The organism is Falsiroseomonas oleicola (assembly GCF_019029495.1).
Lineage (GTDB): Bacteria > Pseudomonadota > Alphaproteobacteria > Acetobacterales > Acetobacteraceae > Falsiroseomonas > Falsiroseomonas oleicola.
In genome coordinates, this window is the sequence record NZ_JAERQM010000006.1 from 15,115 (window position 1) to 32,527 (window position 17,413).

The 17,413-nt window shown below is 68.2% G+C and carries 17 protein-coding genes; 5 read left to right on the forward strand and 12 right to left on the reverse strand.

The window, feature by feature from the left end; genetic code table 11:
• Together JJQ90_RS27510 and JJQ90_RS18985 are read right to left on the reverse strand one after the other, a co-directional pair.
• Window positions 1–4,679, reverse strand: a 4,679-nt coding sequence (locus JJQ90_RS27510) for a beta strand repeat-containing protein (protein WP_216877841.1), incomplete at its 3' end; no start/stop codon positions are given.
• Complete coding sequence (locus JJQ90_RS18985; protein WP_268958675.1) at window positions 4,676–5,824, reverse strand: TIGR03032 family protein; 1,149 nt, start codon at window positions 5,822–5,824, stop codon at window positions 4,676–4,678. The genes JJQ90_RS18985 and JJQ90_RS27510, both read right to left, overlap by 4 nt.
• A gap of 539 nt (window positions 5,825–6,363) precedes the next feature.
• Here JJQ90_RS18985 and JJQ90_RS18990 point away from each other — a divergent pair.
• The 5 genes from JJQ90_RS18990 (at window position 6,364) to JJQ90_RS19010 (ending at window position 8,786) form a co-directional block, all read left to right on the forward strand.
• Window positions 6,364–6,738: a hypothetical protein gene (locus JJQ90_RS18990; protein ID WP_216877843.1), complete on the forward strand. Its 375-nt coding sequence runs from the start codon at window positions 6,364–6,366 to the stop codon at window positions 6,736–6,738.
• A 277-nt stretch (window positions 6,739–7,015) separates the two neighbouring features.
• Window positions 7,016–7,186: a hypothetical protein gene (locus JJQ90_RS18995; protein WP_216878182.1), complete on the forward strand. Its 171-nt coding sequence runs from the start codon at window positions 7,016–7,018 to the stop codon at window positions 7,184–7,186.
• Window positions 7,187–7,218: 32 nt separating this feature from the next.
• Window positions 7,219–7,605, forward strand: coding sequence for a DUF4345 domain-containing protein (locus JJQ90_RS19000; protein WP_268958676.1), 387 nt, complete (start codon window positions 7,219–7,221; stop codon window positions 7,603–7,605).
• A 48-nt stretch (window positions 7,606–7,653) separates the two neighbouring features.
• Complete coding sequence (locus JJQ90_RS19005) at window positions 7,654–8,094, forward strand: globin family protein (protein WP_216877844.1); 441 nt, start codon at window positions 7,654–7,656, stop codon at window positions 8,092–8,094.
• A 32-nt stretch (window positions 8,095–8,126) separates the two neighbouring features.
• A complete protein-coding gene (locus JJQ90_RS19010; protein ID WP_216877845.1) occupies window positions 8,127–8,786 on the forward strand; it encodes a DsbA family oxidoreductase in 660 nt (219 codons plus the stop codon).
• A 145-nt stretch (window positions 8,787–8,931) separates the two neighbouring features.
• On the opposite strand, the gene JJQ90_RS19015 is transcribed toward JJQ90_RS19010, so the two are convergent.
• From JJQ90_RS19015 to rpiB, 10 genes are all read right to left on the reverse strand, one after another.
• The gene (locus tag JJQ90_RS19015; RefSeq protein WP_216877846.1) at window positions 8,932–10,125 is read right to left on the reverse strand and encodes an MFS transporter; all 1,194 of its coding nucleotides are present in this window, start codon (window positions 10,123–10,125) and stop codon (window positions 8,932–8,934) included.
• On the reverse strand, window positions 10,125–11,078 hold the full coding sequence (thiL, locus tag JJQ90_RS19020) for a thiamine-phosphate kinase (RefSeq protein WP_216877847.1): 954 nt from the start codon (window positions 11,076–11,078) through the stop codon (window positions 10,125–10,127). The genes JJQ90_RS19015 and thiL overlap by 1 nt, the downstream gene beginning before the upstream one ends.
• A 1-nt stretch (window position 11,079) precedes the next feature.
• Entirely contained in the window at window positions 11,080–11,598 is a 519-nt protein-coding gene (gene nusB, locus JJQ90_RS19025) for a transcription antitermination factor NusB (RefSeq protein ID WP_216877848.1), read from the reverse strand.
• Window positions 11,595–12,092, reverse strand: coding sequence for a 6,7-dimethyl-8-ribityllumazine synthase (ribH, locus tag JJQ90_RS19030; protein ID WP_216877849.1), 498 nt, complete (start codon window positions 12,090–12,092; stop codon window positions 11,595–11,597). The genes nusB and ribH overlap by 4 nt, the downstream gene beginning before the upstream one ends.
• Window positions 12,089–13,216 (reverse strand): 3,4-dihydroxy-2-butanone-4-phosphate synthase, encoded by a 1,128-nt coding sequence (gene ribB, locus JJQ90_RS19035; protein ID WP_216877850.1) that lies wholly within the window; start codon window positions 13,214–13,216, stop codon window positions 12,089–12,091. The genes ribH and ribB overlap by 4 nt, the downstream gene beginning before the upstream one ends.
• The gene (locus JJQ90_RS19040) at window positions 13,213–13,815 is read right to left on the reverse strand and encodes a riboflavin synthase (RefSeq protein WP_216877851.1); all 603 of its coding nucleotides are present in this window, start codon (window positions 13,813–13,815) and stop codon (window positions 13,213–13,215) included. Before JJQ90_RS19040 ends, ribB begins: the two co-directional genes overlap by 4 nt.
• Window positions 13,816–14,919 (reverse strand): bifunctional diaminohydroxyphosphoribosylaminopyrimidine deaminase/5-amino-6-(5-phosphoribosylamino)uracil reductase RibD, encoded by a 1,104-nt coding sequence (gene ribD, locus JJQ90_RS19045; RefSeq protein WP_457851891.1) that lies wholly within the window; start codon window positions 14,917–14,919, stop codon window positions 13,816–13,818.
• Between the two features lie 2 nt (window positions 14,920–14,921).
• Window positions 14,922–15,374: a transcriptional regulator NrdR gene (gene nrdR, locus JJQ90_RS19050; protein ID WP_216877852.1), complete on the reverse strand. Its 453-nt coding sequence runs from the start codon at window positions 15,372–15,374 to the stop codon at window positions 14,922–14,924.
• A 189-nt stretch (window positions 15,375–15,563) separates the two neighbouring features.
• Entirely contained in the window at window positions 15,564–16,865 is a 1,302-nt protein-coding gene (glyA, locus tag JJQ90_RS19055; protein ID WP_216877853.1) for a serine hydroxymethyltransferase, read from the reverse strand.
• Window positions 16,862–17,323 carry a ribose 5-phosphate isomerase B gene (gene rpiB, locus JJQ90_RS19060; RefSeq protein ID WP_216877854.1) on the reverse strand — a complete coding sequence of 154 codons (462 nt, stop codon included), beginning with the start codon at window positions 17,321–17,323 and terminating at the stop codon, window positions 16,862–16,864. Before rpiB ends, glyA begins: the two co-directional genes overlap by 4 nt.
• Window positions 17,324–17,413 lie beyond the last annotated feature (90 nt).

Sequence of the window (17,413 nt, forward strand, 5' to 3'; positions counted from 1 at the left end):
CCGTCCAGCCGGTTGGCCAGCGCATTGCCCGTGCCGTTGAGGTCGGCGGAACCCGACAGGCTGAGGCGCTCGAGCTCGGCGCCAAGTGTCCAGTCGATCCCGGATATGACGCGGTCGTAGCCGCCACCGGCTTCCTCGACCACGATGTCGCCGAGGTCATCCACCACATAGGTGTCGTCGCCATCCCCGCCCGCCAGGCTGTCGGCACCCCGCCCGCCATCCAGCGTATCATCGCCCGACCCGCCGATCAGCGTGTCGTCGCCGGCCTTGCCATCGATCCAGTCATCGCCGTCTCCGGTGACGATGGACTCCGAAGCATCCGTCCCGACGATCGTCTCGGCCACGTTCGTCACGGAGATGGTCAGCGCCTGCGCCTGCGTCAGATCACCATCGGAAACCGTGACGATGATCTCGTAGGCGTTGTCGGAATCGGCGTCACCAGGCGCCTCGAAATCCGGCGCTGCGAGGAACGAGACAAGTCCGGTGGCTTCGTCGATGGTGAAACGGTCCGCATCGTCACCCGACAGCGACCAGGTGAGTGCGGTTCCGTCAGGATCCGTCACCGTCGCCTGATAGGCGAACGTCGTATTCTCCACCACGCTGGCCGTCGTGGCGGAGGTGATGATGGGCGCGGTATTCAGGACCGTGAGGCCGAGGTCATTTCCGCTGCCCGCCAGATAGCTGATCTGGAAGGTCTGCGCGCCGACGAGGAAGGTCGCGCCCTCGGCCCGGACTTCGCCGCCCACCTGAACCGTGCCAACGATCGCATCGTCGCCATCATTGTCGATGACGATGAAGGTTGTGCCAGGTGCCGGCGTGAAGGCCCCGATGTCAATGGACAGATTCGCCCCGCCGAGACTCACGGATCCGGTGACCTGGATCACGTCGTATTCGGTGCCGCGAGTCATCCCCTCGATCTCGACCGAGAGTGTTCCACCCTCATCAATCGTCAGGCCGTTCTCGAGCACGAGTATGCCCGGGCTGGCGCCGGCCCCGATCGTGCCGCCGGCCTGGACAGTAACCGCGCCGGACGCACCCGCCGTGCCGATCGTGCCGTTGCCACTCAATGTCGCACCGGAGGCAACGATCACCTCGCCGGTATTTGCCAGGACACCGTCAACCTGGAGCAGCCCCTCACCGACGGTCGTCGTTCCCGAATAGGTGGCTGTGCCGGACAGGACCAGCGTGCCGGTGCCCGTCTTGGTCAGCGCCGCGCCGCCCGACAGCAGGCCGCTCAGGCTCACATCCGCATCGGCACGAATGGTTGCATCGCCATTGAGCGCGACCGCATTGTCGATGGCCGTGGCCGCCGTGATGGCGAAGGTTGTCCCGGCTGCAAGCGTCACGGTACCGGCCGAGAGGGCATCGTCATCGGCGACAGACAACACGCCGGAGGCGATGGTCAGGCCGCCGGTCCATGCGGACTCGTTTCCGGTATCGGAGAGGACCAGCGTGCCATCCCCGGTCTTGGTCAGATCGAAGGCGCCAAGAAGCGCGGCCGCCAAGGTGAGCATACCGCCATCGGTCACATCGACCCCGACATTGCCGCCGAGGGTGAGCGAACCGCCGGCATCACCGGCAATCGTGACGGCGTTGGTGGCCAGCGCGATGAGGTCGCCGGCCGCCAGTACCGCGGTGCTGCCGGTCAGCGTCAGGATGGTGCCGTCGGCAATGCCGTCGAGGGTGATGGTGTCCCCGGTGGCTTGCGCCAGACCCTGCGCCAGCGCCTCACGCAAGGAGAAACCGGCAGCCGGATCGCCATCCGCATCGTCGTCCGGACGAGCGACGGTGATGGGCGTGCTGGCGCCGCGCAGGACGTTGACATCGGCCGTGACGACATGGGCGGTGTCGTTCAGCGCAAAGCGGATGGTGGCATCGCTGGTCAGCGTCGCATTGCCGTAGGCAATGTGCTGGATCACGTCCTCGACCAGCGCCTGGGTCGGGGTCCCGGTGATGCTGGCGTCGCCCGAGGCGGCCAGCCCGAACTCGATGGTCAGCGTGCCTGTGGCGTAGCTGTAGTAGTAGCGGGCGAAGGGAAGGTCGTTGGCGATCGAAACCAGCAGCCCGGTGGTGTCACCCTGGTTGGCGATGGCATCGGCGATGGACCCCGCATTCACCCCGCCGAAGCCGACGCCATCCGTCTCCACCTCGAAGAGGCCCCGGTCGAGGAATGCATAGATGTCGGTCGGCCCACCCGCAGGCGCGTCGTTAGCGATGCGGTTGACGGTCAGCGTGGCGCCGTTCCAGTTCGACGCGGACATGGTCCCCGACGTCACTTCGACCGTCATGTCGGTGTCCAGCGGCCGGACAGGCTGGGCGGTCAGCGTGGTGGTGTTTCCATCCAGCCGGTTGATCGCGCCCGCCAGCGGTTCGGCGGCAACGGCCATGAAGATGCCGTTGTTGCTACCGTCCTGGTTTGTCGAGTGCCAGGCAGCGATGATATCGCCATCCGCCTGCAGGGCGACAGCGACCGCGCCTTGCGTCGACAGCGTGTAGGAATTGAGCCGGAACTCGCCGCCTACCGCGACCCCGTCCGCGGTGTAGCGCTGTGCGAAGACTCCGGTTCCGCTGTCATCGACGCCGGCCCAGGAGATGACGAAGGCGCCATCGGCATCCATCGCGACGGCGGCGTTATTCTGGGCGCCTTCCGTACTGATATTGACCTGGAACTCGCCGCCTTGCGCCACGCCCGCCGCATTGTAGCGCTGCGCGAAGACACCGTCGGTGCTGCCATCCTGCAGTGATGACTGCCAGACGATGACGAAGTTGCCATCCGCGTCCATGGCGACATCAGCACTCTGCTGAGCGCCGGTGGTATAGGTATTGACCTGGAACTCGCTGCCCTGCGCCACGCCCGCCGCGTTGTAGCGTTGCGCGAAAACCCCGGTGCCGCTGCCATCCTGGTTGTTCGCGGAATGCCAGACGACGACGAAATTGCCATCGGCATCCATGGCCACCTCGGCAAGGCCCTGGGTACCATCCGTAAAGGTATTGACTTGGAACTCGGCGCCCTGCGCTACGCCGGCCGCGTTGTAGCGTTGTGCATAGATGCCATAGCCCGAGCCGTCCTGGCCGTTGGAGCCCCAGGTGACGACGAAGTCCCCGTCTGCGTCCATCGCGACGGAGGAGAGCGACTGCGCATTCGTCGTGTAGGTGTTGACGCGGAACTCGCTCCCCTGCGCAACGCCGGCCGCGTTGTAGCGCTGACCGTAGACGCCGGTGCTGGCGCCGTCCTGGCCGGATGAATCCCACGTCACCACGAAATTGCCATCGGCATCCATCGCGACGGCGGCGTTCGATTGATTGCTGGTGGTGTAGGTATTGACCTGGAACTCCGCGCCCGTGGCGACGCCGGCGGCATCGAAGCGCTGCGCGAAGATGCCGTTGAGGTTGCCGTCCTGGTTCGAGGACTGCCAGGCAACCACGAAGTTCCCGTCCGCGTCCGCTGCCATCGCCGGCGAGGACTGCGCGTCTGCCGTATGGGTGTTGACCTGGATATCCGTTATCGTGACCGGTGCGACAACCTCAACGGCGATAGGCTCGGCCGGGATGGCCAGGAAGATGCCGTTGTTATCGCCATCCTGTCCGTTCGATGTCCATACGACGACGGCATCGCCATTCTCCCGCAGAACGACGTCCGGCAGGCTCTGATTCGATCTCGTATAGGCGTTGACCAGGAATTCGCCACCCACGGCCGTGCCGGCCGCATCATAGCGCTGTGCGTAGATGCCATAGCCCGCACCATCCTGGAGATTCGATTGCCAGGTAACGATGAAGTCGCCATCCGCATCGACGGAGACGCTCGGCGCCTGCTGTGAGCTGGTGGTATAGCTGTTGACCTGGAACTCCGCGCCCTGCGCGACACCGGCGGCGTTGTAGCGCTGCGCATAGACGCCACCCAGGTCCCCATCCTGGCCGGCGGAGTTCCAGACGACGACGAAGTTGCCGTCTGCGTCCATGGCGACATCGGCGGACTGCTGGTTGCCGGCGGTATAGGTATTGACCTGGAACTCGTCGCCCTGCGCCACGCCCGCCGCGTTGTAACGTTGCGCGAAAACCCCGGTGCCGCTGCCATCCTGACCCGCCGAGTGCCAGACGACGACGAAATCGCCATCGGCATCCATTGCGACATCGGGGCTCGACTGGCTCCCAGTTGTAAATGTGTTGACACGGAACTCGGCGCCCTGAGCCACGCCGCCCGCGTTGTAGCGTTGCGCATAGATGCCATAGCCCGAGCCGTCCTGGCCGCTGGAGTTCCAGGTGACGACGAAGTCCCCATCCGCGTCCATCGCGACGGAGGATTGCGACTGCGCATTTGTTGTATAGGTGTTGACCCGGAACTCATCGCCCTGCGCGACGCCGGCCGCATTGTAGCGCTGGCCGTAGATGCCGGTACCGCTGCCGTCCTGGCCCGATGAATCCCACGTCACCACGAAGTTGCCATCGGCATCCATCGCGACGGCGGCGTTCAACTGATTGCTGGCGGTGTAGGTATTGACCTGGAATTCCGCGCCCGCGGCAACGCCCGCGGCATCGAAGCGCTGCGCGTAGATGCCGTTGCCGCTGCCGTCCTGGTTGTTGGAGTGCCAGGCCACCACGAAGTTCCCGTCCGCATCCGCTGCGATCGCGGGCGTTGTCTGTGCGGCGGCCGTATAGGTGTTGACCCGGATATCGGTCATGCGGAGGCTCCCGGTAGAGACGTGATGCGTGATGGGTCGGGCGCGGCGGCCCAGAAGCCCTGGCCGGGCAAGGCGAGTGCCAGGCGGTGTGCCGGATCCGCATGGTTCAGGATGCCGTGGCGCCCGGTGCCCGGCAGCAAGGCGAGATCCGAGACCTCATCCACCCCGCCAACCAGGTCGATCCGGCCGAGCACGCGACCGCTGTGCCGGTCCAGCGCCACCACGCCACAGATCAGACTCTCCCGGCCACGCTCGACCGGCAGCGGTGCATCGCCCGCACCCCGTCGGTCGCGCAGGCGCGACAGGCCGACGAACAGGAAGTCGCCCCGCGCGACCAGGCCGCGTGCATAGCCGGGCAGACGCGCAAGCACCTGGGCGGTGCCGGTCGCCGGATCCACGCGCAGAACCTCGCCTGCGCCCGAATTCAGCAGATGCAGCACGCCACCGATCAACCGCGGCGAATGCGGCATGCACAATCCATCCAGGACCACGCGGCCATCGGGCACGGAGACCAGGACGCCGCCGGCCGCACGCCCCGCCCGCCAGCCCTCCGCCATGTTGGTTGCGCCGAGCGCCGTGACGAAGCGCGGCGCGCCGGCCTCATCCAGTGCCATGCCGTTCAGATGGCAGCGATCCTCCGCCACCAGGTCGGTGACGAAGGGAGGCTTCCAGACGGGGGTGAAACTCGCGCCGTCATCGATCCTGGCGATGCAGGAAAAGCGCGTTGCCACGGCGAAAAGCGCGCCGTTGGCGAAGGCCGGATCATGCAGGTCGATTTCGCCCGTGTAGAACAGGGACCGCGGCAGCCAGAGCGTTCCATAGGCATTCGGCGCACGTGGATAACCGGGGGCCAGGGCGCCGGACGGGGCGAGGATCAACGCCTCGTTGCGGGCGGCGATGGCAAGCCGGTCGCCGGACGCGGCGAGGCCCATCGGCTTGTCGAAGCTGCGCGGCAGCACCGACAAACCATCCGCCGTGGCCGATGCCAGGATGACGACGGATGCCTGGTAGCTGGCAATCGCCAGGGACATGCCCAGCCCCTGCAGGATCGCCACGATATGGCCTGACGCATCGACCCGGATCGCCGCGGACCCAACCGCGAGCCCACTGACCTCGCCAGACGCCAACTTCTTTTCGCGACTCATGTCCGGAAGAAATCCAAAAATATGGTCATGCGCGGTTTTTGACACCAACAGCAAAGGGAAGAAAAACGAGCGACATGATGAATATCAAGCAAAATATTAAAAATGCCTGAAAACACATGATGATTGACTTTGACTTTGATATTTTCTGCGTGTCCACGCATGTTATGCAATTATTTTCGGTGACGCAACGCCCTGGGGGTCGATAATTTTTGGGTCATGTTCAATGAGGACTTATACGGAAGCGGAACTGTACCAACGGCCCTATCGCGTGACCGCTCCGGGCCGCCCGGACCGGTCAAGAGACCGGGCCACTGGTATTACTCGGCAGCGATCTATGGGACGCTGTGGCGCTCGCTGCGGGGGGAGAGAGCCATGCTGCAGCGCCGGCCACCTCCCAGGTTTGCCGCGCCTCTCTTTCGCCGATCGGCCGTCGAACCGCCATGACCGCCCCCGCATCCGGCTTCTGTGGTCCTGCTTCGGTGGTCTTGGGAACAAAACCAGAATATGATACGTGGCGAGTCCCAGAAAGGTTCATGGCCATGGCTGCACGCAATCAGGCTGCGCGCCCTCCGCGCGCGCCGCGCCCGGTGGATGCTGCGATCACCCGGCTTCTCACACTCGCCGGCCGCGGCGCAGCGCCAGGCCGCATGGCGCGGGAGGTGGATGCGATTGCGGAGGAGTGGCTGCGCGTTCCGAACCTGGATCGCATGGAGATCCGCGACCGCCTGGATGAGTTGCATGACCAGTTCGCCGGCGGCATCGGCCATGCGGAGGAACAGGTCTCTGACCTCGACTCGACGGAGGCGGCGGCTCTGAAGCAGGGGCGGGCGATGCTGGCAGCCCTGGTCGCGGCCCGCGACGCCACGGCCCGGGCGCTCGCGGCGCTGCAATCCGATATCATCGCGATTTCGTGATGATGGGCGGCAGGGTTTCGGGGGCGTATCAGGTGACACGAAAATCGCGATCGCGCATGGACATATCTCACGCATCCAAAACGCATCAGCGTTGTAAAAGCTGGTGTGGCGCAACTCTCATTTATTTACAATGAATTAAGGGATGAGCGCGCATCTCAAAATAGGTTGTATCGCGTAAATGGACGCAACCTATGCGCGATACCCGTCTGCCGGGTTAATGATTCGTCGCCGCAACCTTGGGTAGACGTCCCCACCTGGACTGTCCTAGCTTCCGGTCATGCAGCCAAGCCCCACCACGCTCCGCAACCGACGCCTCATCCGGACCGCCGTCGTGGTGATCGCGGTGGCCGGCCTGGGTGCCCTGATCCTTGGCCTGGGCGATGTGGTCAGCGCGGCCTTCGAGCCGCCCTCCGAAGTCCGCCCCTACGACCCCCTGCAACGCTGGTAGGTTTGCAACTTCCGCGGTTTCTGTCCATCCGATTGGCGGTCGCGCTCGGCGGCTGCGTGCCGGTGGCCGCGGGTTTGGCCGGCGTGCTCCTCGGTCCGGCGATGCTGGGTGGCCCCCCGGCCGATGCCGCGGCTGACAGCCATTTCCGCTACCTGTCGGGCCTGCTGCTGGCGATCGGGCTGGGCTTCTGGAGCACGATCCCTGCCCTGCCCCGCCGCGCCGCCCGCTTTCGCCTGCTGACCGCCCTTGTCCTGGCCGGCGGCCTGGCGCGACTTGCGGCGCTGCCGGACCAGGGCTGGCCCGGCCTGCCGATGGCCGCAGCGCTGGTCATGGAACTGATCGTGACGCCGCTGTTGTGCCTGTGGCAGGCGCGTGTCGCGGCCGCGGAACGGCATCGCAACGCCGCGATATCCGGCTGACACAGCCCGGCGGCAGGCTGGGGCGCAGGACATTCGGAGCCTGACGCCATGAACCAGACCCAGATCACCCAGATCGAATCGAGCTTTCCCCTGGTTGCCCCCATCGCCGAGCCCGCCGCGGCCATCTTCTACCGCCGCCTGTTCGAACGCGACCCGGCCCTGCGCCCCCTGTTCCGGGACACGGACATGGCGGTGCAGGGCCGCAAGCTGATGCAGGCCATCGGCTTCGTCGTCGCCCATCTGCGGGTGCCGGACCGGCTGCTGCCCGCCGTCTCCGCCCTTGGCGCGCGCCATGCCGGCTATGGCGTGCAACCCGCGCATTACGACACGGTCGGCGCCGCGCTGCTCGACACGCTGGAGGAGGGGCTGGGCGAGGCCTTCACGCCGGAGGTGCGGGAGGCCTGGGCCGCTGCCTATGGCCTGCTGGCGCAGGTGATGATCACGGCCGCCAATGATGAGGATGGAGTCATGGCGCAGAGCGTGGCCTGACTTCCGGCGGTGCGGGATGCTATCATGCCGCTGTGAACGTCCTCGCCCCGCCCCGCGCACGCCTGCAGATCGAGGTGGTCTTCGACCTTGTCTGTCCCTGGTGCTTCCTCGGCACCCGCCGGCTGCGGCGGGCGCTGCGCATGCGCCCCGACATCGCCGCCGACATCGCCTGGCGGCCCTTCCTGTTGAACCCGGATATCGCGGCGGGCGGCGTGCCGCGGCAGGACTACGTCATCCGCAAATTCGGCGGCGAGGACCGTGCCCGCCGACTGCACGCCACCATCGCGGAGCTTGGTCGGGGTGAAGGCGTCGCCTTCCAGTTCGACCTGATCCGCCGCATCCCCCCTTCGCTCGACGCGCATCGCCTGGTGCGGCTGGCCGAGCGGCATGGGGTGGCCGCGGATGCGGTGGATGCGCTGTTCCGGGCCTATTTCTGCGAGGGGCAGGATATCGGCGACCTGACCGTGCTGGTGCGGATTTCCGCCGGCCTCGGCATGGACCCCGGCGCCACCCGCCGCCTTCTGTCGGGCGCGGCGGAGGCGGAGGCGGTGCATGCGGACAATCTCCGCGCCCATCGCCTCGGCATCAATGGCGTGCCCTGCTTCGTGGTCCAGGGGCGCCACGCCATCGCCGGGGCGCAGGAGCCCGAGGTGATCGAGCGGCTGCTGGATGTGGCCGTGGTGGAGGGGTAGCTCCTTCATACTGGCGGGCCGGTCTCTTGACCGGTCCGAGCGGCCGAATGGCCGCCGCCGCAAGTGCGGCGAAGCCAAGCAAACCGGAGGTTTGCGCCCGGCGTTTGAGGGGCCTGAAACGTGTCAGCGTTTCGGGCCATCGATATTACGCCATCCGGGCGCGCCTCGGCCGCAGGAACAGCGTCAGCCCCAGCGCGAAGACCAGCGCCGGCAGCAGCATCAGGTTCAGCACCTCCCACCCCAGCGTGTCGTGGATGATGCCGGAGCCGAGCGCCGTGCAGGCGACGGTGCCGAAGACGATGAAGTCATTCGCCGTCTGCGCCCGCACCCGCTCCTCCGCCGTATGGGATTCGCCCAGCAGCGTGGTGGCGCCGGTGAACATGAAGTTCCAGCCGAGGCCCAGCAGCACCAGCGCCACGGTGAAGTGCCAGAAGGTCTCATCCTGCACCGCGACGGCGACGCAGAGCGCGTTCAGAACCGCGCCGACCGCGATGATGGTCCGCGCGCCAAAACGGGCGATCAGCCGGCCGGTGAAGAAGCCGGGCGCGAACATCGCCACGGCATGGGCCTGGATCACCGTGGCGCTGGCGCCGACGCCGAAGCCGCAGGCCATCATCTCCAGCGGCGTCGAGGTCATCAGCAGGTTCATGGTGCCATAGGCCATGGCGCCGGTGCCGGCGGCGGCCAGGAAGGCCGGGCGGCGCAGGATGTCGATGATCGGCGTCGCCACCTTGGGACGCGGCGGCGCCGGCGGCAGGCGGACCTTGGTCAGCAGCACGGCGCAGAGGATCGGCAGCAGCGCCAGTAGCAGATAGGTGCCGAGGAACAGGAAGGGCTGGAACATGTCCTTGCTGTGCTTCACCAGCTCCGGCCCGAAGATCGCCGCCAGCACGCCGCCGGCCATGACCAGCGAAATCGCCTTGGGCCGGTAGGCCGGGCTGGCGACCTCGGCGGCGGCGAAGCGGTAGTGCTGGGCGATGCCGAAGCCGATGCCGGCGGGCAGCGCGCCCAGCGCATAGACCCAGAAATCGCCGAGCCAGATGCCCAGCGCGAAGGTCAGCGCGCCGCAGAAGGACCCCGCCGCCCCCATCAGGAAGCCGGCGCGGCGGCCGAGGCGCGCGAAGATGATGCCGGCGGGGATGGAGGCCGCCATGGTGGCGACCATCTGCAAGGCCAGCGGCAGCGTCGCCAGCGACTTGTCCGTGGCCAGGCTGTAGCCGACCAGCCCGCCCATCGCGACCTGGCCGACGACGGAGGCATTCATCAGCGCCTGGCAGAAGAACAGCAGGCGGACATCGCGCTTCATGGCGCGCTCGGCCTGCATCTCGGTCGCGGTCATCAGAAGTGGCTCCAGCCGGTCGCTTGCAGATCCAGGGTGCGGCCGGCGGCATCCCGCACACGCACCCCCTCCCCGGCCTCGATATGGCCGATGCGGGTTGCCGGCGTGGTGCCGGCGGCGGCCAGGACCGCTGCCCGCGAGGCGGGATCGGCGGTGAAGACCAGTTCATAGTCATCGCCACCCGTCAGGATGCGCGGCAGCAGCGCGGCATCGGCCGCCAGGGCAAGGCGGGCTGGGTCCGAGAGCGGCACCAGATCGGCCTCGATCACCGCCGCGCAGCCGGCGGCGCGCGCCAGATGGCCGAGGTCCTGCACCAGCCCGTCCGAGACATCCATCGCCGCATGCGCCAGCCCGACCAGCGCCTGCCCCAGGGCGAGGCGCGGCCGTGGCAGCCGGTAGCGATCGGCCAGGTGCGGATCCGGCGGCAGGCGCCCGGTCAGCGCCAGCAGCCCCAGCGCCCCGTCGCCGACGCTGCCCGAGACCCAGACATCATCCCCCGGCCGCGATCCCACCCGCCGCAGCGCCGCGCCGGGCGCGACATGGCCCAGGATGGTCAGCGAGAAGGTGGCCGGCCCCTCCGTCGCCACGGTGTCGCCGCCAAGAAGCTCGATGGCGAATTCCGCCTGGTCCAGCGCCAGCCCGGCCGCGAAACCCGCGATCCAATCCTGCGTCACGCCGCGCGGAAAGGCCGTGGTCATCAGATAGGCCAGTGGCACCGCGCCCATGGCCGCGAGGTCCGACAGGTTCACCCGCAGCAGCTTGCGGCCCAGCGTCTCCGGCGGGTCCTCCGCCAGGAAATGCACGCCCGCCACCATGGCATCCGCCGCCAGCACGAGGGTGCGCCCCGGCGGCGGGTCGAGCAGCGCGGCATCATCGCCGAGGCCCAGCGCACCGCGCCCCGCCAGGGGCGCGAAATGCCGCGCGATCAGCCCGAACTCGGCGGGCAGCGTCATATTAGCCGCGCGGCGCGGGCGTGAATTCGTCGGCGCGGAAGGCGCGGGCCAGTGCGTCCAGCACGCCATTGGCGAAGCGCGGCTCGTCGCCGACGAAGAAGCCGTTGGCGATGTCCATATACTCGTTGATCACCACCCGCGCCGGCGGGTCGTTCGGCATGGACAACTCACCGGCCGCGGCGCGCAGCAGGGCGCGCAGCACCGGGTCGAGCTTCTCCAGCGGCCAGTCCTTGGCCAGGGCCTTGCCGATGGTCTCGTCCAGGCTCTCGATCTTGGCGGCGGTGTTGCGGACGATGCGGGCGAAGAGCTTGGCATCCACCTCCGGAATCCGGCCCTCGCCAAAACTGTCATCGGCCTCGTTCGGGCCGAGGCGGTGGCGGACGAACTGGTCGATCACCGTCTCCGGGCTTTCGCCGGCCTGCTCGCTCTGGAACAGCGCCTGCACCGCGGCGACGCGCGCGCCGGTGCGCGGGCGGCCAGAAGGCGCAGGCCTCGGACCCTTGGGCTTCTGGCCGCTCATCGGCGGGCCCAATGGGAGAAGTGCCAGCGGCGCGCCAGGGTGACCTGGCCGAGCACGGCATGCGCCGCCTCCGCACCCTTGTTGTGCTGGTCGGCGCGGGACCGGGCGATGGCCTGGTCAAGGCTCGCCACCGTCAGCAGCCCGAAGCCCAGCGGCGCGCCGTATTCGGAAGCAACCGTCATCGCGCCCTGGCAGACCGAGGCGCAGATGAAGTCGTAATGGTCCGTCTCGCCCTTCACCACGCAGCCGAGCATCAGGAAGCCATCCCAGCGCTCCGTCGCGCCGAGCGCCATGCGCAGCGCCGCCGGCATTTCGAAGGCCCCGGCCACATCGACCACCTCCAGGCTCGCGCCTACGCCTTCCAGCACGCCACGGGCGCCAGCCAGCATCCCGCCGACGACCTCCCCGTAATAGGGGGCCTGGATGACCAGGATGCGCGGCGGCTCCCCGCTCAGGGTTTTTGCCGCGCGCGTCGGTGCGTCCTTGGTACTCACTTGCTGTCCTTCGGTATCGGTCGCGTCTCGACCACGGTCAGGCCATAGCCTTCCAGGCCCACCACGGGGCGGGGTTTGTCGGACAGGCGGATGATGTCGCGCAAGCCCAGATCGGCCAGGATCTGCGCGCCAATGCCATAGTCGCGGATTTCCGGCGAGTTCAGCCGGCGTTCCCGCATCGCGCGTACCTGCTGCGACAGGCCATCGAGCCGCCAGTCTCGCAGCATCACCACCACGCCGCGCCCGGCATCGGCGATGGCGCGCATCGCCGCATGCAGGTCGTCCTCCACCTTGCCGCCGACCAGGTCGCGCAGCAGGGAGGTGGCGTGCATCCGCACCAGCATCGGCGCGGGGCCCGAGAGGTCGCCCTTCACCAGCGCCAGATGCTCCCCCTGGTCCAGGGTCGAGGCATAGACAACGACGCGCCAGGTGCCGCCGACACCCTCCACGCTGCCTTCCTCCACCCGCCGCACCAGCCGTTCCGTGCGGCGGCGATGGGCGATAAGGTCGGCGATGGTGCCGAGTTTCAGCCCGTGATGCTGGGCGAAGGCCACCAGATCCGGCATCCGGGCCATCGACCCGTCATCATTCATGATCTCGCAGATCACGCCGGCCGGGTTCAGCCCGGCAAGGCGCGCGAAATCGACCGCCGCCTCGGTATGCCCGGCGCGCACCAGCGTGCCGCCATCCCGCGCCACCAGCGGGAAGACATGGCCGGGGGTGACGATGTGTTCGCGGCCGAGTTCCGGATTGATGGCGACGGCCACGGTGCGGGCGCGATCGGCGGCGGAGATGCCGGTGGTCACGCCATCCCGCGCCTCGATGCTGACGGTGAAGGCGGTGGCGTGGCGGGTGCCGTTCGACTGCGCCATCAGCGGCAGGCCGAGCTGTTCCACCCGCTGCCGCGCCATCGCCAGGCAGATCAGCCCGCGGGCGTGCTTGGCCATGAAGTTGATGGCATCCGGCGTCGCGAATTGCGCGGGGATGACCAGGTCGCCCTCATTCTCCCGGTCCTCGTCATCCACCAGGATGAACATGCGGCCGCGCCGGGCTTCCTCCAGCAATTCCTCGGTGGGGCTGAGGAAGTCGTGGAAATTGGTGATCTGGGTGGTGACGGTGCTCATGCGTTGAACTCCCGCAGGCGGGCGACGTAGCGGGCCAGCATGTCGATCTCGATGTTGACCCTGTCGCCCGGGCGCAACCTGCCGAAGCCCGTCACCTCCGTCGTATGGGGGATGATGTTGACGCCGAATTCGTGGCCATCAACCTCGTTCACCGTCAGCGAGACGCCGTCGATGGTGACCGAGCCCTTGGGCGCGATGTAGCGGGCGAGTTCCGCCGGCACCCGGAAGCGCCACCGGGTGGAGCCGTTCTCCGGCGTGGCGGAAAGCACTTCCCCGAGCCCGTCGACATGGCCGGAGACGACATGGCCGCCCAGCTCATCACCCATTTTCAGGGGCCGTTCCAGATTGATCCGCCGCCCCACCTGCCAGCCGCCCAGCGAGGTCTTTGTCAGCGTCTCGGCGGAGGCCTCCACGGTGAAGGCCGTGGGCTCCAGTTCCACCGCCGTCAGGCAGCAGCCGGAACAGGCGATGGAGGCGCCGATCACCGCGCCCTCCAGCCAGCCTTCCGGCACGGCCACGGTCAGCCGCATATCCTGCCCCTCGCCGATCGGCGTGATGGAGGTCACCTCGCCCTGGGCAGTGATGATCCCGGTGAACATTCAGCCAGCCTCACGCTCGAATTCGGTCAGCATATCCGCGCCCAGCGCGCGCACCGCCACGCGGCGGAACTTGGGCGCCTTGGCGAGTTCCGGCAATGGGAGAGGATAGGAAGCTGGGATGCCGTCACCGCCGATCACCATCGGCGCGTGGAACCAGGCGAGCCGGTCCACCAGCCCCTCCCGCAGCAGCGATGCCGCGATGCCGGCCCCGCCCTCCGCCAGCAGCCGCGTGATGCCGCGCTGGGCCAGCGCCGCCAGGATGCCCTGCATGGCCAGGCCCTCCGGCCCCGGCGGCACTTCCAGGATTTCGACCCCGGCCTCACGCAGCGGCGCCAGGGCGGCTTCCGGATGGCCGGGGATGGTGGCGACCAGGGTCGGAATGTCGCGCGCGGTGCGCACCAGCTTCGCGGTGGGCGGGATGCGCAGCCGGGCATCGGCGACGATGCGGGGGGCGGGCACCGGGACGCCGCCGGGCAGGCGGCAGGTGAGGTCCGGATCGTCATCCAGCACGGTGCCGCTGCCGACCAGGATGGCATCGTGCCGGGCGCGCAGGCCATGGGCGGCGCGGCGCGCCTCCGGCCCGGTGATCCAGCGGCTTTCCTTGGTGGCGGTGGCGATGCGGCCATCCAGCGTGGTGGCGAGCTTCAGCGTGACCAGCGGCAGGCCCTGGCGCAGGCGCTTGATGAAGCCGGCATTTTGTCGAGCCGCCTCCTCCGCCAGCAATCCTTCCTCCACCACCACCCCAGCCGCCCGCAGGCGCGAAAATCCTTCGCCATCAACGCGGGGATCAGGGTCTCTCAATGCGACGACGATTCGAAAAATGCCGGCGGCGATGAGGGCGTCGGTGCAGGGCGGTGTGCGGCCCCAATGGCAGCAGGGTTCCAGCGTGACATAGGCCGTGGCGCCCCTGGCGCGGGCGCCGGCGCGTTTCAGCGCCTCCGTCTCCGCATGCGGGCGACCGCCGGGCTGGGTCCAGCCGCGCCCCACCACCTGGCCATCCGCCGCGACGATGACGCAGCCGACCGCCGGATTGGGCCAGGTATTGCCGAGGCCACGCGCCGCCAGCGCCAGGGCGGCGCGCATATGGGCCAGGTCGTCCGACACGCTCAGGAGCCTTCGATCTTCCCGAGGAAAGCGCGGAAATCCTTCGCCTCCCGGAAATTGCGGTAGACGCTGGCGAAGCGGACATAGGCCACCTCGTCCACGTCGCGCAGCGTTTCCATCACCACCTCCCCCACGCGGCGGGAGGTGACCTCGCTATCCGCCTCCACTTCCAGGCGGCGCTGGATGCCGGTGACGATGCGCTCGATCCGCTCCTCCTCGAAGGGGCGCTTGCGGAGTGCCACGCGGACGGAACGTGCCAGCTTGTCGCGGTCGAAGGGCACGCGCCGGCCATCGGTCTTGATGACGATCAGCTCGCGCAACTGCACCCTTTCGAAGGTCGTGAAGCGGTTGCCGCAGGCGGGGCAGGACCGGCGGCGGCGGATGGCGCCGCCATCCTCCGCCGGACGGCTGTCCTTCACCTGCGTATCCTCATGGCCGCAAAAGGGGCAGCGCATATGTTCAGGCCCTCAAACGCCGGGCGCCGGCTCCGCCGGCTTGGCTGCGCGCCTTGCACTGGCGCGCCGGGCCATGCGGGTGGTCTGGGCGCGGCGGCCATTCGGCCGCTCGGCCCGCGGAAGTGCGCGGGCCGCAGGTGGCGCCAAAAGGTCGGCACACATCGCCTGGGAGGTGCGCCATCGGCCTGGTCACCCGTAGATCGGGAAGCGGCGGCAGAGCTCGAGCACGCGGGCCTTCACGGCGCCCTCGACGGCCTCATTCGCCTCGGCGCTATTGGCCTTGGCCAGGCCATCCAGCACTTCGCCGATCATCTGCCCGATCAGGGTGAACTCGCCTTCCCCGAAGCCCCGGCTGGTCGCGGCCGGGCTGCCGAGGCGGACGCCGGAGGTGACCATCGGCTTCTCCGGGTCGAAGGGGATGCCGTTCTTGTTGCAGGTCAGGTGGGCGCGGTTCAGCGCACCCTCCGCCGCCTTGCCGGTCAGCTTCTTCGGCCGCAGGTCGACCAGCACCAGGTGGTTGTCGGTGCCGTCGGTCACCAGGTCGAAGCCCTGGGCCTTCAGCTCCACCGCCAGCGCCTTGGCGTTCAGCACCACCTGCTTCGCATAGGCGCGGAATTCCGGCCGCAGCGCTTCCCCGAACGCCACCGCCTTGGCGGCGATCACATGCATCAGCGGGCCGCCCTGCAGCCCCGGGAAGACCGCGCTGTTGAACTTTTTCGCCAGCGCCTCGTCGTTGGTGAGGATCATGCCGCCGCGCGGGCCGCGCAGCGTCTTGTGCGTGGTCGTCGTCGTCACATGCGCATGCGGCACCGGCGAGGGATGCGCACCGCCGGCCACCAGGCCCGCGAAATGCGCCATGTCCACCATCAGATAGGCGCCGACCTCGTCGGCGATGGCGCGGAACCGCGCAAAATCCCAGTGCCGGGCATAGGCGGAACCGCCCGCCACGATGACCTTCGGCCGGGTCTCCCGCGCAATCCGGGCCACTTCCTCCATGTCGATGAGCTGGTCCTCGCGGCGCACCGTATAGGGCTGCACCTTGAACCACTTTCCCGATTGATTGGCGGGTGCGCCATGGGTCAGGTGGCCGCCGGCGGCGAGATCCAGGCCCATGAAGGTGTCGCCGGGCTGCATCAGGGCGAAGAACACCGCCTGGTTGGCCTGGGCGCCGCTATGCGGCTGGACGTTGGCAAAACCGCAATCGAACAGCTTCTTCGCCCGCTCGATCGCCAGTGTCTCCGCCACATCGACCACCTCGCAGCCGCCATAGTAGCGGCGGCCGGGGTAGCCTTCCGCGTATTTGTTGGTCAGCACGGAGCCCTGCGTCTCCAGCACCGCCTTGGAGACGATGTTCTCGCTGGCGATCAGCTCGATGCCGTCCTGCTGGCGGATCAGCTCATCGCGCAGCGTGGCGGCGATCTCGGGATCGGTCTCGGCCACGGGGGCGGAGAAGAAGCGGGCGGGCGTCATCGCCGGGGTGGTCTCGTTCATGCGGAGGGGCTCCAACCGGGGCTGAGCTTCAAAACGCGGCGGTCATGCCGGCCGCCTTCATATGGCGTGGTCAGGAAGACGTTCAGCGCATCCAGCGCCACTTCCGCACCGATCATGCGGGCGCCGAGGGCCAGGACATTGGCGTCGTTGTGCTGCCGGGTCAGGCGGGCGCCGGTCGCGTCATGCACCAGGGCGCAGCGGATGTCCGGGTGGCGGTTGGCGGCGATGGAAATGCCGATGCCGGTGCCGCAGACCAGCACGCCGAAGCGGGCCGCGCCATCGGCCACCGCGGCGCAGACGGCGGCGGCGAAGTCCGGATAGTCGACGCTTTCCGGCCCATGCGTGCCGAGATCGAGCACCGGATGGCCGGCGGCCTCCAGCGTGGCGCGCAGCGTGGCCTTCAGGCCGGTGCCGGCATGGTCGGAACCGAGGGCAATGGGGGTTTCGGCGGGGGTCATGCCAAGGCTGTTACCACTTCCTGTGTCGGCCAGGAACCACCGACGCCAGATGCTGTGGCGCATGGCAGGATTGTCCCCCCGCGCCCTGTG